The 22,676-nt window shown below is 58.3% G+C and carries 26 protein-coding genes and 1 tRNA gene; 6 read left to right on the forward strand and 21 right to left on the reverse strand.

Going from position 1 to position 22,676, the window contains the following annotated elements:
* Positions 1–33 precede the first annotated feature (33 nt).
* Positions 34–1,467 (reverse strand): DNA recombination protein RmuC, encoded by a 1,434-nt coding sequence (locus ACHZBF_RS12720; RefSeq protein ID WP_273439822.1) that lies wholly within the window; start codon positions 1,465–1,467, stop codon positions 34–36.
* 190 nt (positions 1,468–1,657) lie between these two features.
* Here ACHZBF_RS12720 and mtaB point away from each other — a divergent pair, with 190 nt between their 5' ends.
* Together mtaB and ACHZBF_RS12730 are read left to right on the forward strand one after the other, a co-directional pair.
* Positions 1,658–2,992: a tRNA (N(6)-L-threonylcarbamoyladenosine(37)-C(2))-methylthiotransferase MtaB gene (mtaB, locus tag ACHZBF_RS12725; RefSeq protein ID WP_335342978.1), complete on the forward strand. Its 1,335-nt coding sequence runs from the start codon at positions 1,658–1,660 to the stop codon at positions 2,990–2,992.
* Entirely contained in the window at positions 2,989–3,720 is a 732-nt protein-coding gene (locus ACHZBF_RS12730) for a phosphatase PAP2 family protein (RefSeq protein ID WP_084609653.1), read from the forward strand. The genes mtaB and ACHZBF_RS12730 overlap by 4 nt, the downstream gene beginning before the upstream one ends.
* Here the strand turns inward: ACHZBF_RS12730 and ACHZBF_RS12735 are convergent.
* Both ACHZBF_RS12735 and xthA read right to left on the reverse strand, forming a co-directional pair.
* On the reverse strand, positions 3,713–4,081 hold the full coding sequence (locus ACHZBF_RS12735) for a hypothetical protein (RefSeq protein WP_169720349.1): 369 nt from the start codon (positions 4,079–4,081) through the stop codon (positions 3,713–3,715). The two genes, ACHZBF_RS12730 and ACHZBF_RS12735, sit on opposite strands and share 8 nt — an antisense overlap.
* A 5-nt stretch (positions 4,082–4,086) precedes the next feature.
* Positions 4,087–4,902: an exodeoxyribonuclease III gene (gene xthA / locus ACHZBF_RS12740; RefSeq protein ID WP_029131886.1), complete on the reverse strand. Its 816-nt coding sequence runs from the start codon at positions 4,900–4,902 to the stop codon at positions 4,087–4,089.
* Positions 4,903–5,034: 132 nt separating this feature from the next.
* Here xthA and ACHZBF_RS12745 point away from each other — a divergent pair, with 132 nt between their 5' ends.
* A complete protein-coding gene (locus ACHZBF_RS12745) occupies positions 5,035–5,814 on the forward strand; it encodes a TatD family hydrolase (protein ID WP_321528649.1) in 780 nt (259 codons plus the stop codon).
* On the opposite strand, the gene ACHZBF_RS12750 is transcribed toward ACHZBF_RS12745, so the two are convergent.
* Both ACHZBF_RS12750 and ACHZBF_RS12755 read right to left on the reverse strand, forming a co-directional pair.
* A complete protein-coding gene (locus tag ACHZBF_RS12750) occupies positions 5,798–6,145 on the reverse strand; it encodes a hypothetical protein (RefSeq protein ID WP_051301724.1) in 348 nt (115 codons plus the stop codon). The two genes, ACHZBF_RS12745 and ACHZBF_RS12750, sit on opposite strands and share 17 nt — an antisense overlap.
* A gap of 130 nt (positions 6,146–6,275) precedes the next feature.
* The gene (locus tag ACHZBF_RS12755) at positions 6,276–6,431 is read right to left on the reverse strand and encodes a DUF2769 domain-containing protein (RefSeq protein WP_169720348.1); all 156 of its coding nucleotides are present in this window, start codon (positions 6,429–6,431) and stop codon (positions 6,276–6,278) included.
* 282 nt (positions 6,432–6,713) lie between these two features.
* Here ACHZBF_RS12755 and ACHZBF_RS12760 point away from each other — a divergent pair, with 282 nt between their 5' ends.
* On the forward strand, positions 6,714–7,184 hold the full coding sequence (locus ACHZBF_RS12760; RefSeq protein ID WP_321528650.1) for a hypothetical protein: 471 nt from the start codon (positions 6,714–6,716) through the stop codon (positions 7,182–7,184).
* A 199-nt stretch (positions 7,185–7,383) separates the two neighbouring features.
* Positions 7,384–8,127 (forward strand): Crp/Fnr family transcriptional regulator, encoded by a 744-nt coding sequence (locus tag ACHZBF_RS12765; protein WP_029131883.1) that lies wholly within the window; start codon positions 7,384–7,386, stop codon positions 8,125–8,127.
* Positions 8,128–8,743: 616 nt separating this feature from the next.
* Here the strand turns inward: ACHZBF_RS12765 and ACHZBF_RS12770 are convergent.
* The 16 genes from ACHZBF_RS12770 to ACHZBF_RS12845 all read right to left on the reverse strand — a co-directional run bounded on the left by ACHZBF_RS12770 (position 8,744) and on the right by ACHZBF_RS12845 (position 20,991).
* Positions 8,744–8,819: transfer RNA gene (locus ACHZBF_RS12770), tRNA-Lys, on the reverse strand.
* A 55-nt stretch (positions 8,820–8,874) separates the two neighbouring features.
* On the reverse strand, positions 8,875–10,137 hold the full coding sequence (locus ACHZBF_RS12775; RefSeq protein ID WP_029131769.1) for a YeeE/YedE family protein: 1,263 nt from the start codon (positions 10,135–10,137) through the stop codon (positions 8,875–8,877).
* Positions 10,138–10,265: 128 nt separating this feature from the next.
* Entirely contained in the window at positions 10,266–10,943 is a 678-nt protein-coding gene (queC, locus tag ACHZBF_RS12780; RefSeq protein ID WP_321528651.1) for a 7-cyano-7-deazaguanine synthase QueC, read from the reverse strand.
* Positions 10,944–10,971: 28 nt separating this feature from the next.
* A complete protein-coding gene (queE, locus tag ACHZBF_RS12785; protein ID WP_029131767.1) occupies positions 10,972–11,613 on the reverse strand; it encodes a 7-carboxy-7-deazaguanine synthase QueE in 642 nt (213 codons plus the stop codon).
* Between the two features lie 68 nt (positions 11,614–11,681).
* The gene (gene ybgF, locus ACHZBF_RS12790) at positions 11,682–12,572 is read right to left on the reverse strand and encodes a tol-pal system protein YbgF (RefSeq protein ID WP_157606650.1); all 891 of its coding nucleotides are present in this window, start codon (positions 12,570–12,572) and stop codon (positions 11,682–11,684) included.
* Between the two features lie 144 nt (positions 12,573–12,716).
* Positions 12,717–13,262: a peptidoglycan-associated lipoprotein Pal gene (gene pal, locus ACHZBF_RS12795; protein ID WP_029131766.1), complete on the reverse strand. Its 546-nt coding sequence runs from the start codon at positions 13,260–13,262 to the stop codon at positions 12,717–12,719.
* The gene (tolB, locus tag ACHZBF_RS12800; protein WP_321528652.1) at positions 13,259–14,581 is read right to left on the reverse strand and encodes a Tol-Pal system beta propeller repeat protein TolB; all 1,323 of its coding nucleotides are present in this window, start codon (positions 14,579–14,581) and stop codon (positions 13,259–13,261) included. Before tolB ends, pal begins: the two co-directional genes overlap by 4 nt.
* Before the next feature lie 5 nt (positions 14,582–14,586).
* Positions 14,587–15,597 carry a cell envelope integrity protein TolA gene (gene tolA / locus ACHZBF_RS12805; protein ID WP_321528653.1) on the reverse strand — a complete coding sequence of 337 codons (1,011 nt, stop codon included), beginning with the start codon at positions 15,595–15,597 and terminating at the stop codon, positions 14,587–14,589.
* Between the two features lie 7 nt (positions 15,598–15,604).
* Positions 15,605–16,030 (reverse strand): protein TolR, encoded by a 426-nt coding sequence (tolR, locus tag ACHZBF_RS12810; RefSeq protein WP_029131764.1) that lies wholly within the window; start codon positions 16,028–16,030, stop codon positions 15,605–15,607.
* A 27-nt stretch (positions 16,031–16,057) separates the two neighbouring features.
* Positions 16,058–16,732 (reverse strand): protein TolQ, encoded by a 675-nt coding sequence (gene tolQ, locus ACHZBF_RS12815; RefSeq protein ID WP_029131763.1) that lies wholly within the window; start codon positions 16,730–16,732, stop codon positions 16,058–16,060.
* The gene (gene ybgC, locus ACHZBF_RS12820; RefSeq protein ID WP_029131762.1) at positions 16,732–17,136 is read right to left on the reverse strand and encodes a tol-pal system-associated acyl-CoA thioesterase; all 405 of its coding nucleotides are present in this window, start codon (positions 17,134–17,136) and stop codon (positions 16,732–16,734) included. The genes tolQ and ybgC overlap by 1 nt, the downstream gene beginning before the upstream one ends.
* An 83-nt stretch (positions 17,137–17,219) precedes the next feature.
* Positions 17,220–18,260, reverse strand: coding sequence for a Holliday junction branch migration DNA helicase RuvB (ruvB, locus tag ACHZBF_RS12825; RefSeq protein WP_321528654.1), 1,041 nt, complete (start codon positions 18,258–18,260; stop codon positions 17,220–17,222).
* Between the two features lie 2 nt (positions 18,261–18,262).
* Positions 18,263–18,871, reverse strand: coding sequence for a Holliday junction branch migration protein RuvA (gene ruvA, locus ACHZBF_RS12830; RefSeq protein WP_029131760.1), 609 nt, complete (start codon positions 18,869–18,871; stop codon positions 18,263–18,265).
* Positions 18,868–19,386, reverse strand: coding sequence for a crossover junction endodeoxyribonuclease RuvC (gene ruvC, locus ACHZBF_RS12835; protein WP_029131759.1), 519 nt, complete (start codon positions 19,384–19,386; stop codon positions 18,868–18,870). Before ruvC ends, ruvA begins: the two co-directional genes overlap by 4 nt.
* A 99-nt stretch (positions 19,387–19,485) precedes the next feature.
* Positions 19,486–20,232: a YebC/PmpR family DNA-binding transcriptional regulator gene (locus ACHZBF_RS12840; RefSeq protein WP_321528655.1), complete on the reverse strand. Its 747-nt coding sequence runs from the start codon at positions 20,230–20,232 to the stop codon at positions 19,486–19,488.
* Between the two features lie 108 nt (positions 20,233–20,340).
* Entirely contained in the window at positions 20,341–20,991 is a 651-nt protein-coding gene (locus tag ACHZBF_RS12845) for an alpha/beta hydrolase (protein ID WP_321528656.1), read from the reverse strand.
* Positions 20,992–21,148: 157 nt separating this feature from the next.
* Between ACHZBF_RS12845 and ACHZBF_RS12850 the strand changes: the two genes are divergently transcribed.
* Positions 21,149–22,648 (forward strand): HDOD domain-containing protein, encoded by a 1,500-nt coding sequence (locus tag ACHZBF_RS12850; protein ID WP_029131756.1) that lies wholly within the window; start codon positions 21,149–21,151, stop codon positions 22,646–22,648.
* Positions 22,649–22,676 lie beyond the last annotated feature (28 nt).

A 22,676-nucleotide genomic window follows, 5' to 3' on the forward strand; every position in this document is an offset into this window, starting at 1 on the left:
ACCGACACTCCCACCAAGGCGGAAGCGGCCGCGTTATTGGCCGCTCCCCTCCTCGACAGCAGGAGATGTCACAGGGACAGGCAGGTCATCCAGCTCAACCCGCTCGATCTGGACGAAACGCTTGCTGATTTTCTGAGCCGATATATTCACATCCTTCACATCGTCATGGGCCTGCCGGATATGCACCGCGAGCTTATCCATGCGTCCCTGGAAACGCCCAAAGTCCTTTGACAGCAGATGCAGGTGGTGTTGGATCAGGTGCAGCTGTTCACGGGTATCGGCATCCTTCAACACGGCCCGTGCCGTGGTCAGAATTGCCATCATGGTGGTGGGTGAGACCAGCCAGACCCGTCGCCGGCAAGCCGCATCGACCAGATCGGGGTAGTGCGCATGGATCTCGGCAAAGACCGCCTCGGCGGGGATGAACATGACCGCCCCATCGGAGGTCTCTCCCGGGAGAATATACTTGTCGGCAATGTCATCGATATGCTTGCGAATATCCTGGCGGAACTGGCTGGTGGCGCGACTACGCTCCTGCTCTGGTGCGTCGCTATCGGTCATTCGCCGATAGCTCTCCAGGGGAAATTTCGCATCGATGCCGATTTTTCCAGTCGGCTCCGGCAGAAACAGCATGCAGTCCACACGCGTCTGATTGCCGAGAGTGTATTGCAGGGCGTAGCTGTTTTCCGGCATCAGGTTGGCGACCAGCGCACTCAACTGCACTTCACCGAAAGCCCCGCGCGAACGCTTGTCGGCGAGTACCTCCTGCAGACTGACTACGTTGGAGGAGAGTTCGGTAATCCGTTTCTGCGCCTCGTCAATCCGCGAGAGATGCTGTAACACCCGACTGAAGGTCTCATTACTCTTCTCGAACCCCTCATGGAGTCGCTTCTCCACCAGGCCGCCGATCTCTTTCAGCCGCTGATCCGTGCTTTCGGTCAACATCAAGACTTGTTTGCCCAGTGCATCCGTAGTGCGTGAAAGCCCCTCCATCAACTGGCGCCCAACCCCTTCAAGCCCCTGAGCCAACCCCTCCTGCTGGGCGATCCGGCCCTCCGCAAGGGTCTGGGTGACACGCTGCTGCAGCTGTTCGAAACGCTCGGTCAGGTTGATCTTCAGTTGGCCGCTGTCCTGTAGAAGCGCCTGTTGCAGTTCCCCCAGCCGCCGCTCAAGTATCTGATGGGAGTGGGCCGTCTGCCGCTGTAGCTGCTGCTGCAGTCGGTGGGCAACCTCCCGTTGCCGGTCGCGATCATCCTGCAGCAGTTGGCCCAGTTGCCGGCCCTGCTCCCGCACCAGCGCTTCCAGACGCTCGGCATCGGATTGCGTCTGCAGACTCTGCTCGGAAAACCGACCGGACAGTGCCGATTGCCGCCGCCAGAGGCCCCACGCCAGCAGCAGGAGCAACAGCGCCACCGTCAGCAGGATGACATCACGGTAAATTACCAGCTGTTGTAACAATGGACTCATGATGGGTTACCCTTATACCTCCGCCGCCAGATGGCCCGACTGTCGGTTATTTTTTAAATAGTTACAGCATGTTAACTGAATAGATCCGTTGATTCCCAGAGCTTAAACCGTGACGGGCTCATCCGGTGAGCCTTTGCCCGCAGGCGGATTTACCGCCGACCGCTTGCATCCGTCGCAGACAACCGTAAACTTGCGCAGATTCTGTACCGCCAAACCGATCAACCAGATGCGTATACACCTGAAAACCCTGGGCTGCCGCCTCAACGAAGCCGAACTGGAGACCTGGTCCCGCGATTTCGAAAGCCGTGGCCACCAGATCACCCCGAGGCTGGCCGACGCCGATCTGGTGGTGGTCAATACCTGTGCGGTCACGGGCGAGGCGGTGCGCAAATCACGCAAGTTGCTAAATCGCGCCCAACGTCATAATCCACGCTCCAAGTTGGTGGTCAGCGGCTGTTACGCGACCCTGAACCCGAACGAAAATGTCCGCTCCCTTGGAGTCGACCTGGTGGTGGACAACCGGGACAAGGAGCGCCTGGTGGAGATCGCCACCCGGGAACTGGATCTCCACGCCATGCCGGAACAGGCCACCGCACCGGGCGAATCCAGCCTGCTCAGTCACGGACGACAGCGCGCCTTTATCAAGATCCAGGATGGCTGCCGCTACCAATGCACCTTCTGCATTGTCACCGTGGCACGGGGGGAAGAGCGCTCAAGACCCATCGACCAGGTGGTGGCCGAGATCAACGACCGGGTACAACAGGGGTTTCATGAAGTTGTTCTTACGGGCGTACACATCGGCGGCTACGGCAGTGATACCGGCAGCGATCTCTATCAGCTGATCCGGGCCGTGCTTGAGCGGACCACCATCCAACGCCTGCGACTGGGGGCGGTGGAACCCTGGGATCTGCCGGAAAACTTCTGGGACCTGTTCGAGAATCCCCGCCTGATGCCCCATCTCCATCTGCCGATCCAGAGCGGCGCGGATTCGGTATTGAAGCGTATGGCCAGACGCTGCAAGAACGACGAGTTCCAACGACTGGCCGAACAGGCCCGTCGCCGGGTACCGGACATCAACCTGACCACGGATATCATCGTCGGCTTCCCGGGCGAGACCGACCAGGAGTGGCAACAGACGCTGGCGTTTGTCGAGCAGATCGGTTTCGGCCACCTGCATATCTTTGCCTACTCCCCGCGTCCCGGCACCCGGGCCGCCCTGCTCCCGGACCCCATTCCACGGGATGTGATACGCCAGCGCAGCGAGGCGCTCCACCAGCTGGGTGAACGACTGAAGCAACAGACCCTGAAGCGTTTTTCGGGACGATGTTTTCCAGTGCTAGTGGAGAGCGCCCCGGCAGACCCGGCATCGGGCTGGAGCGGTTATACACCAAATTTTCTGCGGGTGAGTATCCCGCTACTGCCCGGAAGTGATCTGGAAAACCAGGTGGTTGATGTCCGTCTGCAACAGCTCACCGATGCGGGCGACGCCCTGACGGCAACCCTTGAACAGGAAACCAGGTTTTGAATGACACCATGAATGCCGGCTGGCATAAGACCCCGTTGATCCTGGCTAACCTGCTGGCACTGCTGTTGATGCTCAGCTGGCTGGTCGAGCCCACCCGCGGCCTCTGGCAGGCACTGGACGAACAGCTGTTCTGGGCGATGAACCGTTCACTGGACTGGAGCGAGGGGTGGCGGCGTCTCTGGGCGGTCGCCAATAACCGGGCGTTCGACCTGGTCGCGGCAGTCGCCATGCTGCTGCTGTTCGCCCATCAGGCGCTCCTGCGAGACCGAAAACGCCTGCAACACTACATTGCCGTGGGACTGATGATGTTCATCACCCTGCTGTTGATGCTGGCCATCAGCAAGGAGTTGCCGATTGAGCGGCCCAGTGCCACGGCGCAATTCCCCGAAGCCTTGCGCCTGACCCAACTGGTGCCCGACATACCCACCAAGGACTACTCGTCCGACAGTTTTCCCGGCGATCATGGCCTGGTGTTACTGCTGTGCGCCGGATTCGCTGTCGCCTATCTGCCACGCATTCACGGCCTGCTGGCGCTGCTGTTTATGGTTATATTCACCATGCCCCGCCTGATGAGCGGTGCACACTGGGTCACGGATGAAATCGTCGGTGCCCTGAGCCTCGGACTGATCACCCTGAGCTGGCTGTTCGCCACCCCGCTGCATCGGCGATTGCTGGGCTGGTTTGAGCGTCAGATCAGCCGGTTGTTCACGCGACTGGGATTCAGCTGAATCCGTTGGCTTTCAGCTCCGCCAGCAGGAAGCGGAGTTCATCGGCAAACAGGTTTTTGCCATCGGTGCGCAGTCCGAGACGCCCCCGCTCCAGACGAAACTCCAGCGCCATCAGCAATGTCTCTTCCGGTTCCCACTGCCCGGCCATGCAGTCGCTGGAGTCGTGGCTGGCGTTTACCTCGTAGAGCGCCATACCCTGGCGAAACAGGACGAACGCCTCACCGCAGAAGGCATCGCGCGAATAGGAGGCGAGCAACAGGTCAATCCCGGCCAAGCTGTTGTCGCTGAGATTAAAGGCGCGTTTGATCGCCTCCACTCCCCCATCTTCCCAGTCGTTAAGAAACTGCGTCTGTGATTCCATAGTCATCAGATCGAAAATTCAGCCCACACCGGACAATGATCGGAAGGTTTTTCCATCGCTCTTATATCATAGGCGATTCCCGCATCCGTGCAGCAGTTTTGCAGCACCGGACTGGCCAGGATCAGATCGATGCGCAAGCCCCGCCTCGGTTCCCTGTCGAAACCACGGCTGCGGTAGTCAAACCAGCTGAAACGATCCGATATCTCGGGATAAAGCGTGCGATAGGTATCCGACAGCCCCCATCCCAGCAGACCGTCCATCCATTCCCGCTCCTCGGGCAGAAAGCTGCATTTGCCACTCTTCAGCCAGCGCTTGGCATTGTCGTCGCCAATGCCGATATCCCGGTCCAGCCGGGCAATATTCATATCGCCGATCACCAGCACCCGCTCATCCGGAGAGAAACTCTCCTGCAGATAGCGCATCAGGTCCGCATAAAACCGCTGCTTGGCAGGAAACTTGACCGGATGGTCACGGCTCTCGCCTTGGGGAAAATAGCCATTGACCACCTTGATCGTCTGACCCGAAGCTGTGGCATATTCACCGCAGATAATCCTGCGCTGGGCATCCGGTGCATCAAATGGATACCCTTTCTGAATCAGCAGCGGCTCCTGCTTCGACAGCAACGCCACCCCGTAATGTCCTTTCTGACCGTAAAAGTGTGCCCGATAGCCCAGGGACTCAACCATCGCAATGGGGAATTCGGAATCCTGCACCTTGGTCTCCTGGATGCCGATGACATCGGGATCGTACCGCTCCTTCAGCCTTGCCAGTTGATGCTCCCGGACACGGATACCGTTGGTATTAAATGAGACAACCTTCATAACCCCTTCACCTGCCAGTCAGTCAAATAAGTCGCACGACAGTCGTTCATCTGTCGCAACTAAACCTTAACATGGCAACCCGGATTGCACAGTAGATGTGATGCAATCCGCTGGTTGTTTATACTGATCAATATGGAAATCATCGATAGCCATTGCCACCTGGATGACAGCAGTTTTGCGGCCGACTTCGAGCAAATGCTGGAGCGGGCGGAAAAAGCCGGGGTCAGCACCCTGCTTGTGCCGGCGATCCAGGCCTCGGGATGGGCGACGCTACAGCAACTCTGCCAACGTTATCCACAACTGTATCCGGCCTACGGCCTGCATCCGATGTTTATGCCGCACCATCGTGAACAGGATCTGACCGCGCTGTCACAGCGACTGGCGCAGGGCCACGCAATTGCCGTCGGTGAATGCGGACTGGATTTCTACATTCCAAAACCCGACAAGCAGCGGCAACAGCAGTTCTTTGAAGCTCAACTTGAGTTGGCCCAGCAATTTCGACTACCAGTGATCATCCATGCCCGCAAGGCGGTTGAGCAGGTGGTCCTGACACTGCGCCGCTTCCCCGGACTCACGGGTGTCCTGCACAGTTTTTCCGGCAGCCAGCAACAGGCCGAACGGTTAATCGACATGGGCTTTATGATGAGTTTCGGCGGACCGGCCACCTATGCCAACGCCCACCGCCTGCATAGCCTGATCGCCTGGTTGCCAACCAACTCGTTACTGCTGGAAACCGATTCCCCCGACCAGCCCGGTGCGGCACACCGGGGCCAGCGCAACGAACCGGCATACCTGCCCGAGGTGCTGCACGCCATCAGTAGCCTAAAAGGGATTCCGGCTGAACGACTGGCTGAGGAAACTACGGCCAACGCCCGTCGGCTGTTCAACCTGCCGGCTACTTTAACCCGCTGAGTATCCTGATCAGATCCATCGAGGCGGTAAAGAAATCATCCGTCGGGTGTTCGTCACAATAGACCTGAATGCGCCGCATCGCCCCTTTGACCTCGACACCCTTCAGCACGTCACTCCCGGTAGCCAGCGACAGCCCGGTAACCAGTCCGGCCAGCCAGTCGCGGTAATGGATATACTCCGCGATCTGATCACCCTGTCCATTCTCCCAACCTTCAAACACCTCGTTATAGTGATCACAACCCTTCACGCCATAACCCAGCACCTGGGGTGTTTGCTGGGCCGACAGCGGCAACGCGACCAGCAGAAATCCGAGGAAAAAATAGCGCATCATTAACAGCCCCCTTTGTCTGCGTACAACAGAATCAACCAACTTCATTAGTTATTTTTTAATACCAATAAAATAATTCAATTAAACAAACCGAGAATATGTCCGTCATATATATTAGTATCTACTTATCCTCTTATGTAGTAACCGTGAGGCTATCCCTATGATTTTCGACAACCTGACATTCGTTGCACTCGCACTCTTCGTGCTGATCAGCGCTTTTCTCATCGGCACAAAAAATCGCCCCCGCCACAAGAAAAACAATCCCTGTTCCGGATGCCCGGAAAAGCACACCGACCAGTAGACTCCATCAAGCTTTATATCCACTGCCCAATGACAGCGACAGACCGGCTGCCTTGGGTAGAGTGATCTCTATCCCAGAAATTACGGCACAGTGCACGGCTCGCCAGACCTATTCATCACAAAAAGAAGAAAAAACTCACTGAGGTTGATCCGGTTCACGTAACGCTACCCCGGCAGGGGCTAGCTTACAACCTACGCACAACCGATATCCCGATTTCATTTCTACCGAAATGTTGATGTTCAAGGGTATCCCGTTCACAAGGGGACCATTATGCACACATTCAACAACCAACACCGCGCCAATCTGTCCAGGCCCGTACTGATAAGCCTGCTCCTGTGCCTGCTCTCGCCGGCCATACAGGCCGCCACAGCCCAGACCGATGATAATCACGCTTCCTGGACTGCAAACCGCAGTTTGGAAGCAGCCGATACCGGCCTTATCTATTCATTGCCCGTGGTCAATCAGAAACAGCTCGCCAGTGAAATCGACACCCTCAATCAACAGTTGAAACAACGCCAGGAAAATCTCAGTCAGGTCATTGAGAAGAACCATTTCACCGCCACCGACGCCCTGATTATCGCGGCATTGCCGGGCGGTATTCTCTACGCAGCGGTGAAGAAACAACGGGTATTGCAGGCGGAAGAGGAGCTGGGCAAGGTTACCAGCCAGCTGGATAGCCTGGCAGATTTCCGCCCGACAAAACCGAACCCGTTACAACCGGCCATGCTTGCATCCAGATAATACCCTGGCAGTCGTATATTTTTTCTGATTACCCTGGAGTCCCGGGCTATTCACACAATTCCCGTTACTACCCGAAAGCATCCTATCCAGACCCAATACCCCGCGAATAAAGAGGATGTAATTAAGCTGCCATCCGCTATGCTTATCCCCACACAAGAATGATAAAAAAATCTGCGGCTCTAATACCCAGAGGTGAGGAATGGCTGAAAGAAAGGGCAGTAAATGCGGACTGCACCTGGTCAATACCGGCAGGGACTGTAATAACTGCACACTTCCCAGGAAGTGCATCGGCGCTGATCTGGATCAAAGCCAGACCGATACCATCTCCAGCGTCATCCGAAAGCGTGGGCCGTTCCAGGCTGGTGAGACCATTTTCAAGATGGAAGATCCATTCAAATCGATCTTCGCCATACAATCCGGCTCAGTTAAAATCGAATCGTCCCTGGATGATGGTACCCCGCTGATCCAGGGTTTCTATTTCAGCAGTGAACTCATAGGGATCGAAGCGGTGGGCGATATCAAATACCAGAGTGACGCCGTGGCACTCGAGACCACCTGGATCTGCGAACTGCCGTTTGATCAAATAGAGTCCCTCTGTAGCCAGATCCCCGAATTACAACATGAAATCCTCGAGCTACTCGGCAAACGACTCCGTTATACCAACCGGACCATCGTACAGGGACGCTATCTCAGCGCAGACAGGCGCTTTCTGCTGTTTCTGAATGATCTTTACCAGAGAAAGGGTAATATAACTGCCGACGGCAGAAGGACCGTGACCCTGCCCATGACCAAGGGCGATATCGCCATCCATCTGGGCCTGCGTCCGGAATCCCTCAGCCGGGCACTCTCCAAACTGCAAGAGGAGGGGGTTATCCGCAACCGCACTCGGGAAATTGAGATCCTGGGTAATAAACAGGAGTTACTCTCCTGCCTGTGGGTGTAAACCGGTTCCCAGGCCCCATCTTTCAGTGGCATTTAATTCGCCGCAAATTCGGCACCACACTGCTGCTCCCTGCAGGATAGACAAAAGCACAGCGTGTCCATCCTCGCTGCCTTTTTAAATTCACTGGTTCAAATCACGTCACCGGATACAAAAAACCCGGACGCTGGGGTCCGGGTTTCGATAAACAATGGTGGGCCGTGAAGGATGACTCGGCGGCCGCGCCGCCTCATGCAGCTTCGCTGTCGAACCTGACTCTTTGAAACCGAAGGTTCGAATTGTGCCACCGGATACAAAAAAACCCGGACGCTGGGGTCCGGGTTTCGATAAACAATGGTGGGCCGTGAAGGATGACTCGGCGGCTGCGCCGCCTCATGCAGCTTCGCTGTCGAACCTGACTGTTTGAAATCGAAGGTTCGAATCGTGCCACCGGATACAAAAAACCCGAACGCTGGGGTCCGGGTTTCGATAAACAATGGTGGGCCGTGAAGGATGACTCGGCGGCTGCGCCGCCTCATGCAGCTTCGCTGTCGAACCTGACTCTTTGAAATCGAAGGTTCGAATTGTGCCACCGGATACAAAAAAACCCGGACGCTGGGGTCCGGGTTTCGATAAACAATGGTGGGCCGTGAAGGATTCGAACCTTCGACCAATGGATTAAAAATCCACTGCTCTACCGACTGAGCTAACGGCCCAAGAAGCGCGGGATTATACATTACCCATTGAGCCAGTCAACGGGTAATGCCCGGTTCAGACGGCTTCCAGCTTGCGCAGGCGCTCCGGGAGCAGTTTAAGGTCCACCAAGCCTGTTAGCAGCGCCTTGGAGAAGCTCGCCTCATCCTCGTAAACCAGTTTGTAATACTGCACCTTCATGGTAAGGGCACTACCCAGAATGATGGCGCCCAGAGCGAGAAATGAGCCAATCGCCAGGGTGGATGTACCGGTAATGCCCTGACCGATGGTGCAGCCCATCGCCAATACACCGCCAAATCCCATCAGGATCGCCCCGATTACATGTGTAATGAAATCCTTGAAGTTAACAAACCACTCGATACGAAAGCTGCGACTGATCAGCGACCAGAGCAGTGAACCGGCGATTACACCAAACAACGCCATGACACCGAACGTCAGCAGCGTGGACTTAAAACCAGCAGCGGCATAACCCAGGGTCTGCCCCATGGGATTAATGAAGGTGAAGGACTGGGTACTCAGCGGGCGACTGTCGGCCGGTTTACCGGCGGCGGAGTCGGCCAGGAAATCCCACTGTTTGACATAGCCGCTGAGCGAATGCATTTCACCATCCAGGTCAACAGCGACGTTAGCGCTGACATACCAGGCCGCCAGCACCGCCAGTCCCACGACCAGTCCGCCGAGGATATTGTCGAAACTGCTGCGAAAATCGGCTGACTTGAAGACGAACACCAGTAGCAGCAGACCCAGTACCAGGCCGATTACCATGCGACCACCCGCGGCATCCTTGCCCATCGCCACCGAGCCCAGATCCTGGGGTGTCGTGAGGGTCAGTGCTAAAGGACGAATCCAGTCATAGAACAGTACCGACATCAGGGTCTGATCCGATCCCGGAAAGGGATTGACCATGTAGAAGGCGATGACGCCAATAATCAGCAATACCACGATCGATTTCAGATTACCGCCGCCGATACGGATCAGGGTCTTGTTACCGCAGCCAGACGCCAGGGTCATGCCGACACCGAATATCAGCCCACCGAGAATATTCTCGGCCCAGATCAGCTGATTGGCGCGATAGGGAGGGAAAGAGTCCCCCGGGTTGAGCAGGCCCATGAATTCGAGCACGGTAACACCGAGCATGGCCACGGCAATCGCCAGGAACCAGGCGCGCATGCGACCCATGTCGCCCATGTTCACCGCGTCGGAAACCGCACCCATGGTACAGAAATTGGTCTTGTTGACCACCGCACCCATCACCAGGGCAATAATAAATGTTGCCCACAAAAGAAAAGATTGGGCCTGGAAAAAAGACTCAAACGTCATGCTGTACCTCCTCAACCTCTGTGCCGGCATCTTGGGATGCCTGTCGTTTTATGCAGACCGGTGACGGCCGGAGGGGCAAGATTAGCCGATAAGCGAAAGATGATCTACTGGGGTTTATAGCAATATTGCTATTTTTGCTGGTAAGGGGTGGGATCAGGCACGCCGGCCTCGCGAAATCCCTGGGCGCGCAGCCGGCAGGAATCACAGCGTCCACAGGCGACACCCGAGGCATCCGCCTGATAACAAGAGACGGTAAGGGCATAATTCACACCCAGTCGAACACCGGTCTGGATAATCTGTGCCTTGGTCATATCAATGAGTGGGGCATGAATCCGGAATCGCTCTCCTTCCACCCCGGCCTTGGTGGCCAGATTGGCGAGCCGCTCGAACGCCTCGATATACTCGGGACGGCAATCAGGATACCCGGAGTAGTCTACTGCGTTGACCCCCAGAAACAGATCCCGGGCTCCCAGCACCTCGGCCCATCCCAGGGCCAGGGATAGAAATACCGTATTCCGAGCTGGCACATAGGTAACCGGAATACCGTCGCCACCCTCCGCTTCCGGCACCGCAATAGCATTGTCGGTCAGGGCCGAGCCGCCGAAGGCGTCCAGGGCGATCGGGATCACCTTGTGCTCGACCACGCCCAGGGCGTCGGCCACACGCCCGGCCGCCTCCAGTTCCACGGCATGTCGCTGGCCATAGGCGAGACTCAGGGCATAACAGGCATAGCCCTGCTCGCGAGCCATGGCCAGGGAGGTGGCCGAATCGAGGCCACCGGAGAGTAGGATTACCGCTTTTTTCATCACATCAGTTCATTCATCGGACAAGGGGTCATTTGCCGGCGACATCGCCCCAGAGATATTTGTGCAGTTGGATCTGGAACCGCACATTCAGCCGGTCACGCAGGATCCACTCCGCCAGCTCCGTGGCATTCTGCAAGCCAAGCGCCGGTGAGAACAGCACCTGGCAGCGATTGCCGAGGTCCCAGGCCCGCAGCTGTTCCCGGGCCCAGTCATAATCGGCCGCGTCACAGATGACAAATTTGACCTGATCCTCCGGCTTTAATCGGTCGATATTACTGAACAGGTTCTTTTCCTCTTCCCCGGAACCGGGAGTCTTGAGGTCCATGACATTTACCACCCGGGGATCGACCCGGGAGATATCCAGCGCGCCGCTGGTCTCCAGCGAGACCCGGTAGCCGGCATTGCAAAGGGCGACCAGCAGTTCCAGGCACGCCTCCTGGGCCAGCGGCTCGCCACCGGTCACACAAACGTACTGGGGTGCATAGGCTGCTACCTGCTCCATCACGGTATCCAGTTCCAGCCACTCCCCGCCCTTGAAGGCGTAAGTGGTATCACAGTAACCGCAGCGCAGGGGACAGCCGGTCAGGCGCACGAACACCGTGGGGAGACCCACGCTGTTTGATTCACCCTGCAGGGAATAGAAAATCTCGGTAATGCGCAGTTGCGCCATGCAAAGCAGTCCGCCAGTCGTAATAAGATCAGTATAAACCGCTCAACCCGGATAGTTCACCCGCCGGGCTAGTGTCCTTCCGACTGCATGCGGTCGAGACGCTGTGTGGCCAGACGACTTGCGGTGGAGTTGGGATGGAGAGTCACCAGGCGCTGCAGGATTTCACGCGCCTCGCTCCACTGCTGTTTCTCATAGTGGATAAAGCTGCTCTTCAACAGGGCATCCGGCACCTTGCTGCTGTTGGGATACTCGTTGATCACCTTCTGAAACGCCTCCAGCGCCACATCGAAGTCCCGGGTCACATAGCTCGATTCGGCCAGCCAATACTGGGCGTTATCGGCATAGCTGCCGGTTCCGTAACGGGCGAGAAACGCCTGGAATGCGGTGCGGGCCTCGCCATAGCGACGCTGCATCAGCAGATTGAACGCCTGCTTGTAATCGCGCTCTTCCGCAACCGTGTCGATCGGCGCGGCCAGCGCGGGTTGCGGGGCGGCCCCTTCACCTGCGTTGGCGGAGCTATCGGCTGGAGTCGGTGCCGTCGCACTTTCCGCTGCGGCATCGGTGACCGGTGCGGGGGACGGCGTCTCGGCCAATACCGGTGGTTCGGTTCCCGGTATCTGAGCCGGCGGGGCCATTCCGGTCATCGGAGCGCTGCCGTGGGACAGCTGGTTGATTCGCTGATCCACATCGAGATAGAGATCCCGCTGACGTTTCTTGAGCGCATCCATGGCATGATTCTGCACCTCGATCTCGCCACGCAGTTGCTGCACCTCACGCTGCAGGGCATCCACCCGCAGCACCAGATCAGACATGGCCGCCAGCTTACGTTCCAGCAGCTCTATCTGGCGCGACTGTATCTGCTCGGGGGTCAGCTTCTCCGCCCGCTGCTGTGCCTGTATCGACTGGAATGGAATGATCAGCAGCAGCCCAATCAACAGGCCGATCTGTTTTTTTGTCACCTTGGTTTCTCCCACAAGCCCCGCTGCACTGCCCAGTGCAGCGCGGTTTCAATAGTAGGATGGGCACGCTAGCTTTGCCCATCCTACCCGTTCTCCTGCACAAGCGCCTAGACCAGCCTCCTGGACAGGCGAGGCACTCAGCAATCAATAAACAAACTCGGCACGCCGATTGAGTTCCCAGGATGTTTCACCAGAACCCATGGTAGCCGGGCGCTCCTCACCATAACTGATGGTGATGATCTGGCTTTCCGCCGCACCCTGCGCCATCAGCAACCGCTTGATGCTATTGGCACGCCGCTCGCCCAAGGCAATATTGTATTCCCGGGAACCACGCTCGTCGGCATGACCTTCAACAGTGACGGTAATTGACGGATTGGCTGCCAGATAGTCTCCATGAGCAGTCACCACATCACGGTAGTCGGCACGCACCTCGTCGATATCGTAATCAAAATAGATGGTCTTGGTGTAAAGCAGGCTGTCGGGATTTTCCAGCGGGCTGCCACTCCAGGCGCCTCCTTCCATGGCACCGGAGGTCTGGGCGCCATTGGCCATGCCATCCTGCCCCCCCTCTGTGACCGGAGCACCGTCCTTGGTCTCGTCGCCACCTGACATCCCGGGCATGCCGGCGCAACCGCCCAGCAACAGTGACAAGGCAAGGATCGGGGCAATCTTGAGCGCACTCAGTTTCATGGGTTTCTCCTGTTGGTTTTTGTGTAAGGGGACCAGACCGGCTCACGAACATCCCCATCCTGGAGGGCGAGTCGTTGCCGAATGCGGCCATCCACCGAGACCGCCGCAAGTTCACCCTTGCCGTTAATCTTGGTGGCGTAAATTATCATGCTGCCGTTGGGGGCAAAACTGGGAGATTCATCCAGTCGCCCGTCGCTCAGCACCTGCAGGGCATTGTTAGCCAGGTTCACCACCGCCACGCGGAAATCCCCTCCCTGGCGGGTTACCAGCGTCAGCGATTCGCCATCCGGGGCGTAAGAGGCACGGGCATTGTAGCTTCCTTCAAAGGTGACCCGGCTGACCTTGCCGCCGAAGGCAGGGACCCGATAGATCTGCGGCTTGCCCCCCCTGTCCGAGGTAAAAATAATATAGCGCCCATCCGGCGACCAGGCCGGCTCCGTATCAATGGCATAGTGGTTGGTCAGCCGGGTCAGGGCATTGGTATTGATGTTCAGCACATAGATTTCGGGATTACCGTCCCGGGAAAGCGTCAGCGCCAGTTTCCGACCATCCGGCGCCCAGGCGGGTGCACCGTTGATTCCCTTGAACGAGGCCACTTTCTGGCGTTTACCGGTAAACACTTCCTGGATGTAAATAGAGGCCTTTTTCTGCTCAAACGAGACATAGGCGAGCCGCCGGCCATCCGGCGCCCAGGCGGGAGACATCAGCGGCTCGGATGAGGTGACAATGGTCTGGGGATCAAAGCCATCCGCATCCGCCACCTTGAGTGAGACCTCCTGGGAACCGTCCGCCTTGCTGCTGGAGACCACATAGGCGATGCGCGTATCGAAGGCGCCCGGTTGTCCGGTGAGTTTTTCGTAGATGATATCGGCGATCTTGTGCGCGGTTGAGCGCAGATCCCGGCTGGTGGTCGGGAAATTGTAACCGATCAGTTGCTCACCCTTGAACACGTCAAACAGCTGGAAGCGCACCAGATAGCCACCCTGGCCGTTGGGCCGCACCTGCCCCACCACCAGGCTATCCATGCCGAGCACCTTCCAGTCGCGGAACTCCACATCGGCATCGGACTGGGGACGGGCCAGCATATCCTTCACCGGCAGGGCGGCGAAGCGGCCACTGCGCTGCAGGTCACTGCGCACAATCTCCGCAATCTCGCTGCCCACATCGACGGCGCCCGGACTGGAACCGGCCCAGCCGAAAGGCACCACGGCAATGGGGAGCGCCCCTTCGGCACCCTCGGTAATCTCGATGGTAAGGGACGCCGCGCCGGCATTGGCAACCCAGCACAGCAACAGGATCAAACTCAAAAATCGTTTCATAATTGTCATTTCTTGTTTGGATCAAATTCAAAGTTAATGTCCCGGAACCGCTCGAACAGCGCCCCGGTCGGAACTGGCAGCGGGTCTGCCTTGAGCACCGCCGCCTCGGCGGAACGGTCAAAGGCGCCATTGCCACTGCTGCGAATCACGCTGACCGCCAGCACGCTGCCGCCAGGCGCCAGTCTGACTCGCAGGGTACACTTCAGACCATCGCTGATGCCAGCCTGGCGCACCCAGGTACGGATAACTTTCTGCGATATCTGGATGATATAGCGGTCCATTTCACGCGCATTGTGCTCCGCCTCCATGGCCGCCAGCAACTCCGCCTCCCGCGCCTTCTGCGCCGCCTCCGCCTGCTGACGGGCCTCCTCAGCCTTACGCTTCTTCTCCGCCTCGGCCTTGAGCCGGGCCTCTTCCGCCTTGCGTTTTTTCTCCGCCTCCGCCTTGCGCTTGGCCTCTTCCGCCTGGCGTTGCTTCTCTTCCGCCGCTTTTTTTGCCTCCGCCTCCTGGCGTTTTTTCTCCTCGGCTACCCGTTTGGCTTCCGCCTCCTTGCGCGCCTGCTGTTCCGCCTGCCGCTTGGCCTCGGCGGCCTGCTGCTTCTGCTCGGCCTCCTTGCGCTGCTGTTCCGCCTGCTGACGACGCGACTCCTCTTCCAGGCGCTGCTGCCTGGCCTCCTCGCGCTTGCGGTTTTCGACCTGCCGTTGCTGCTCCAGTTCAGCCAGACGTTGCTGTTCCTCCACCTGCCTGCGCTTCAACTCGGCCAACCGTTGCTCTTCCTTTTCCCGGGCGACGCGTTTTTCCTCGGCCTGGCGCGCCTCATCCTGCTCCAGTCGCTTTACCTGCTCACGCACCTTGGTTTCATCGATGATCCGCGCCTGCACCACCTCGACGCTGGAACTGGGCTGTTTCGGCTTCTCCAGCCAGTCGACCCCCACCACCAGGAACAGAAGTATCACCAGATGCAATAAAACCGCGATAACGGCCGCCAGCGGATTGCGCTTGAGAATCTGCAGCATCGCTGTACTAACGCTCCGGTGTCTCGGTGATCAGGCCGACATTGGGCACGCCGGCCCGTTGTATCAGCACCATGGCCTCCACCACCCGGCCATAATCCACATTGCGGTCGCCCTTGACCATGATCGGGGTTTTCGGCTTGTAGGCGATGACAGCAGCAATCCGGGTGATCAGGGTATCCGCATCCACCGGTTGATCCTTTCCTTCACCCACGTCGATGAACATCTCGCCCTGACTGTTTACCGATACCACCACCGGATCATCCGCCTCGGTCGGCAACGGCTCCGAATCCGCCTGGGGCAGGTCCACCTTGACGCCCTGGGTCAGCAGGGGAGCCGTGATCATGAAGATCACCAGCAGCACCAGCATCACATCAATGTAGGGCACCACATTGATCTCCGCCATGGGACGGCGACTCTTTTTCTGCCGGCTCATTGCCTGCCCCCCATTCCGTGACTGCTGTCAGACATGGGCCTGACGCTGCAGAATGGTGGTGAACTCATCGAGAAAATCCTCGTAACGTCCGTTCAGCCGCTCCACATCGTTGGAGTAACGGTTGTAGGCAACCACCGCCGGGATAGCGGCAAACAGACCCATGGCGGTGGCAATCAGCGCCTCGGCAATACCCGGTGCCACCAGGGAGAGGGTCGCCTGTTTCACATTACCGAGGGCGTGAAAAGAGTTCATGATGCCCCAGACAGTGCCGAACAGGCCGACATAGGGGCTGGTGGAACCGACCGTTGCCAGAAAGGAGAGATTATTCTCCAGGCCGTCCATCTCCCGGTTCATCGCCACATGCATGGTACGGCGTGCGCCTTCGACCACCGCCATCGGCTCGATGTCGGGATTTTTTTTCAATCGGGCGAACTCCCGAAAACCGGCATGGAAAATCGTCGCCATGCCCGTGGCCTGGCCATCTTCCCGGTCCAGCTCACGAAAAAGTTCACCCAGATCCCCTCCCGACCAGAAGCGCCGTTCAAATGCCTCGGCGGCGCGGCGCGCCCGCTTCAGCACCCTGGCCCGGTCAAAAATCATGGTCCAGGAGATGACCGAGGCCAGCATCAACGCCGCCATCACCAGCTGCACCAGCGGACTGGCCCCCGCTACCAGGGCGATAAATGAGAGATCAGTTGACATTATTCTGAAACCACCGATAAAAGGGCATGGGGGATAGGGGCAGGACGAAAGCTGGCCGCGTCAATGCAGGCAATCTTGACCTCGCCGTCGCACAACAACCTGCCGTCGGCTGCCGATCGGATTTCCTGCCGGAACACCAAACTCGCTTTTCCCCTGGAAATAAGTTGCACACTCACTTGTAACGCATCATTAAAACGGGCGGGTGATCTGAATTCGACCCCGACCTTACGCACCGCAAACAGGACTCCCTCTTTTTCCCGAAGTTCATCCTGCTCAAACCCCAGACTGCGCAGCCATTCGGTACGTGCCCGCTCCATGAATTTCAGGTAGTTGGCATAGTAGACCACACCACCGGAATCCGTGTCTTCGTAGTAGACCCTAACCGGCCATAGAAATTCCTTCATGCCTGTCACAATTCAAAAGCCCGTCACAATTCAAAAATCCGCATCCGCCAGCGCTTCAACGCACATCAGCCGGCCCACCGGTTTCAGAACAGTGCACCCGATTCGCCCGATTCCGGGAGATCGCTCTTCGGGTCCAGCCCGAAATGGAGATAGGCGGCATTGGTGGCCACCCGACCCCGCGGTGTACGCATCATGAAGCCCTGCTGGATCAAATAGGGTTCCAGCACATCCTCGATAGTGCCACGCTCCTCGCCAATGGCCGCCGCCAGACTGTCCACCCCGACCGGGCCACCGTCGAATTTACTGATGATTGCGCTCAGCAGCTTGCGATCCATGATATCAAAGCCGTTGCCGTCCACCTTCAGCATGCTCAATGCACTGTCGGCCACATCACTGGTCACCCGGCCCTCTGCCTTAACCTGGGCAAAATCCCGCACCCTGCGCAGCAGCCGGTTGGCGATGCGCGGCGTACCCCGGGAGCGCCGGGCAATTTCGGCGGCACCGGCGGCATCGGTTTCGATATTAAGTATCCCCGCAGAGCGGCCCACGATATGGGTCAGATCGGCATTGGAGTAGAACTCCAGCCGCTGCACAATACCGAAACGGTCGCGCAAAGGCGAGGTGAGCAGACCGGCACGGGTCGTGGCACCGACCAGTGTGAAGGGCGGCAGCTCCAGTTTGATCGAGCGGGCGGCCGGCCCTTCCCCGATCATGATATCCAGCTGGTAATCTTCCAGGGCCGGATAGAGCACTTCCTCAACCACCGGACTGAGACGATGAATCTCGTCAACAAACAGCACATCGTGCGGTTCCAGATTGGTCAGCAGGGCTGCCAGGTCTCCCGGCTTCTCCAGCACCGGCCCGGAAGTCTGGCGCAGGTTGACCCCCATCTCATTGGCGATGATGTGGGCCAGGGTGGTTTTCCCCAATCCGGGTGGACCAAAGATCAGTACATGATCCAGCGCTTCCGCACGCGCCTTGGCGGCCTCGATGAAAATCTCCATCTGTTCCCGCACCACCGGCTGGCCGACATAATCCGCCAGCAACCGGGGGCGGATGGCGCGATCCAGGGCGGCATCATCGGCACCCGCCTCTGCGCTGATAATCCGTGCATTCTCATTCATGGCTATTTTGTCACCACCGCTCGCAGGGCCAGTCGGATAATCTCTTCGCTGGAGAGATCCTCACACTCCACTGAGCGTACCATACGGCTGGCGTCGTTGGGCTTGTAACCCAGGGCGATCAGCGCGCCGATGGCATCCGACATCGGGGTCTCAACCGCACCGCCGGCCGGACGCGTCTTCGGCAGTGTTACCGAACCGGACAATTCGATCCGGTCCAGACGGTCACGCATCTCGATAATCAGCCTTTCCGCCGTTTTCTTGCCGATACCCGGCAGTCTGACCAGCGCCGCCGTATCGTCGCGTTGGACACAGAGGGCGAACTCGTCGGCGCTCATGCCGGAGAGGATGGCCAGCGCCATCTTGGCCCCGACCCCGCTCACCTTCAGCAGGGCGCGAAACAGCGCGCGCTCCGATTCGGTGAAAAATCCATACAACACATGGGCATCATCACGAATCGCCAGATGGGTAAACAGTGTCACCTGTTCGCCCTGCAGGGGCAGATCGTAAAAGGTGGACATGGGAGCTTCCAGCTCATAGCCGACGCCACCCACATCCACCATCAGAAACGGTGGCTGCTTGTAGACCAGCGCGCCACGCAGCCGGCCGATCATCGCCAGCCTCCCCGCTTGGAGCGGCCGATCAGCGCGAGGGTGCTATTGGCATGGGCGTGGCTGATAGCCACCGCCAGGGCATCTGACTGATCCGCCGTCAGCGGCGCATCCAGTTGCAGGATGTGTTTAATCATGTGTTGCACCTGATCCTTGTCCGCACCACCGGAACCCACCACCGCCTGTTTGATTGCCCGGGGCGCATATTCAAATACTGGCAACCCGGCCACAACACAGGCGCAGATGGCAGCGCCCCGTGCCTGTCCGAGCTTGAGTGCCGAAGCGGCATTCTTGGCCATGAAGACCTGCTCGATGGCCATCTCCGCCGGCTGATAGGTAGCTACCAGCTCGGTCAACTGTCGATAGATTTCGCCCAACCGTTGTGGAAACTCTTCATTGGCGATACGTATGCAGCCACTGGCCACATGGGCGCTTTTGATGCCATCACTCTCGATGATGCCGTAGCCGGTTATGCGGGAACCGGGGTCAATACCCAGGATGCGGCGCTTGAGACCCAAAGCCCCGTTCTGTTTGGCATTGTGATTTGTGAGTTTGATATTTGCTTCCGCTGGTCAGATTCGGGGGGCCGCTGTTGCGGCCCCCCGAAGGAGGTTCCATTACTCCATGGAGGCCATTATCTCTTCCGAGATATCGGCATTGGTATAGACATCCTGCACATCATCCAGATCTTCCAGATGATCGATCATCTTCATCAGCGTTTCGGCCGATTCCGGGTCCAGCTCGGCCATGGTGGAGGCACTGAAGGTCACCTCGGCGTTGTCTGGATTCAACCCACTCGCCACAATCGCATCGTTCACATCAGAGAAGGCTTCCGGGGTGGTCATGATATCGATGGAGCCGTCATCATTGGTCACCACGTCCTCGGCACCTGCTTCTAGCGCCGCCTCCATGATGGCATCTTCATCGGCGCCGGGGGCAAAACTGATAATGCCCTGCTTGTTAAACATGTAGGCCACCGAGCCGTCGGTACCAAGATTACCGCCGTGCTTGGTGAAGGCGTGCCGGACTTCGGAAGCGGTGCGATTACGGTTGTCGGTCATGCAGTCGACAATGACCGCCGCCCCGCCGGGGCCATAGCCTTCATAACGCAATTCGTCATAGTTGTCCGTATCTTCGCCACCGGCGCCGCGCTTGACTGCCCGCTCAATGGTGTCACGCGGCACATTGGCCCCGTTCGCCTTGTCCACCGCCAGGCGCAACCGTGGATTAGTCTCGATTTCGCCACCGCCCGCCTTGGCGGCAACGGTCACTTCACGCAGCAGCTTGGTCCATATCTTGCCGCGTTTCTTGTCGTTGGCCGCCTTCTTGTGCTTGATGTTGGCCCATTTACTGTGTCCAGCCATAACACTCCTCTCAATATTCGGTCAGGCGGGAGTTTACCATCACCCGGGGCGGGCAGAAATAACATGTAGCGGATTTCTGCGGCGGTTCACCCGGGCAGTCATCTGCTTTTATCGAGGAAAATGGCCATTCCGAAGAAAACCGGCCACGTCGGCCGCGACCGCGGCGGAAAACAGCATCCCCATGTGCCCGGTGTCGTGCAGACGTCTGTCCGCGGCAGCGGGAATGGCCGTCTCTTTCAGCATCACCGTACCGTCACTCTCTCCCTCGATGCCACCCAGCAGTCGGCCAATGCCAAGCCTCCCACTGGTACCGGCGATCACTCCAAGCTGCCGCTCCCCGTTCCAGGGCGGCGCCCCCTCCACCAGACCACGTTCACCGGCGCGTCCGATCAGGCGTCGTCCCCAGGAGTGTCGCGCCAGGCGCCGGGCGACCGCGCTGCCGTGGACCGGTGATCCCAGCAGGACCACCCGGCCGGGAGGCTGGTCGGGAAACAGATCAAACAGGTTGAGCAGCACCAGCCCCCCCAGACTGTGGGCCACCAGATGCAGGCAGTCATAACCCCGCTGCCGGATAAACCGGTTCAGCAGTTGCGCATTCTCGACCGGTGTCCGGCTAAGAGAGGGATACCTGAACCGCTCCACCTGGTATCCGGCACTGGTCAAACGATGCTTTAGCCATCCCATCTCAATACCGGTCATCCAGATTCCATGCAGCAGCAGAACCCTGTTACAATCATCCTTACTGCAGGCGTTACTCATTTCAGTCCGACACTCCTTCTTGTTGCACACAGGGAGTTCCAGCCGCAGTTTATCAGCAGGCTGCGCCGACAGTCTGCAACATACAGATAACCCCAACAAGTCATCAGAGACAGCCGCGGAACCGGTGTTACCAAGGACACCCAAGGAAGCAGTATCCATGGACAATGCATTGAGCGGCTGGATCGAGCGACTGAGTTCAAAGGCGCTTCCGGCAATGGCACTGACGCGTCAACGCGTTCTACAGTTGCTGGACAGCCCCAACACCACCCATGCCGATCTGCAGCGTATCATCGCCCGCGACCCGGGCTTTACCCTGGCCATCTTCCGCCAGTTCAGTGCGCTGCCCTACCCGCCCAGGGAGCCGGTCACCAACCTGGCCCATGCCATCGCCCTGCTCGGTATCGAACCCACCACCCGGGCCGACCGGCAGCTACCAAACCTGGATAAACAGTTAACCGGAGAAGCCAGATCGTCTCTCTATGACTGCTATTCCCGGGCCGGCCATGCCGCCTGGTACGCCTACAACTGGGGGCACGACCTGCGCCTGGGCAACCCCGAGGAGATGGCCATCGCCGCGCTACTGCACGAGCTGGGCGAAATGCTGCTCTGGACCTATGCCGACAGCGAGATGGAACGGGTAAAAACCTTGGTCAGACGGGGCATGCGGCAGGCCACGGCGGAAGAGGCGATTCTCGGCTTTACCCTGCAGCAACTCAGTCTGCAGTTGGCCGAGCAGTGGAATCTGCCGCCGCTGACTGGCCAGGCGCTACAACCGACCGGCGCCTTCCAGATCCGCTCACTGGCCGTTATGCTGGCCTCGGCACTGGCCAGGGAGAGCAGAAACAGCTGGCGTAGCGAACAGACCGCTGAACTGATTGAGCTGGCCGCCGCACTTAACGGGCTGGAACCGGACCGGGGGCATGCCTACATCCACGCACTGACGGCAGGCGCAGCAAGAAATCTGAGCGGACTGCCGTTTCCACTGACGGTCTATGCCCTGCTGGAACCCTGCCCTGTCCGGCCCTTGGGGCCGAAACTGCCTGGCAAAAAGGCTCTGACATCCACGCCCCCGGCTCCGGCAGTTAACGCTGCCGCTCGGATGAATGAAACCCGTGCCACAACGGAAAAGCCGGCTATACACAGGCGCCCAGCTGCCGCTTCCGACAGCAGTCGGTTACAGGCAAGTTTGTCCCACATTTTTCGGGAACTGCGCACCACTGCCGGAGTTGAACGGGTAATGTTCGCCATGCTCACGCCCGATCGCAAGACGATCAAGGTCAAGTTCATCTCCGGAGCGGAGTCATCGTCACCACTGCGACAGTTTCAGCATCCCGTGGGAGAGCGGCATCTGCTGACCCTGTTGCTGAAAAAACCGCAGCATATCTGGCTGCACGACAGGAATCGAAAACAACTGCTCCCGTTGATGAATGACCAGCTCCGCACGACTCTGGATACCCGGGGCTTTTACATGAGTTCCCTGATTATCAAAAATCGTCCGATTGGTATTCTCTATGCTGACAGGTCAGATGATATACCGCTCGATAATCAAGGGTTTATCAACTTCAAAAGCCTGACGCAGCGACTCAGCAATGAACTCTCCGGTAACAGCGAGTCTAACAGGCCAAGCACCCTTCTTACCGATCGTGGGGTAGTGTAGAATCCCAGTTTTTCGCAACAACCCGAGT

This window comes from Sedimenticola selenatireducens (assembly GCF_963675335.2).
GTDB classification, from domain to species: Bacteria; Pseudomonadota; Gammaproteobacteria; order Chromatiales; family Chromatiaceae; genus Sedimenticola; species Sedimenticola selenatireducens.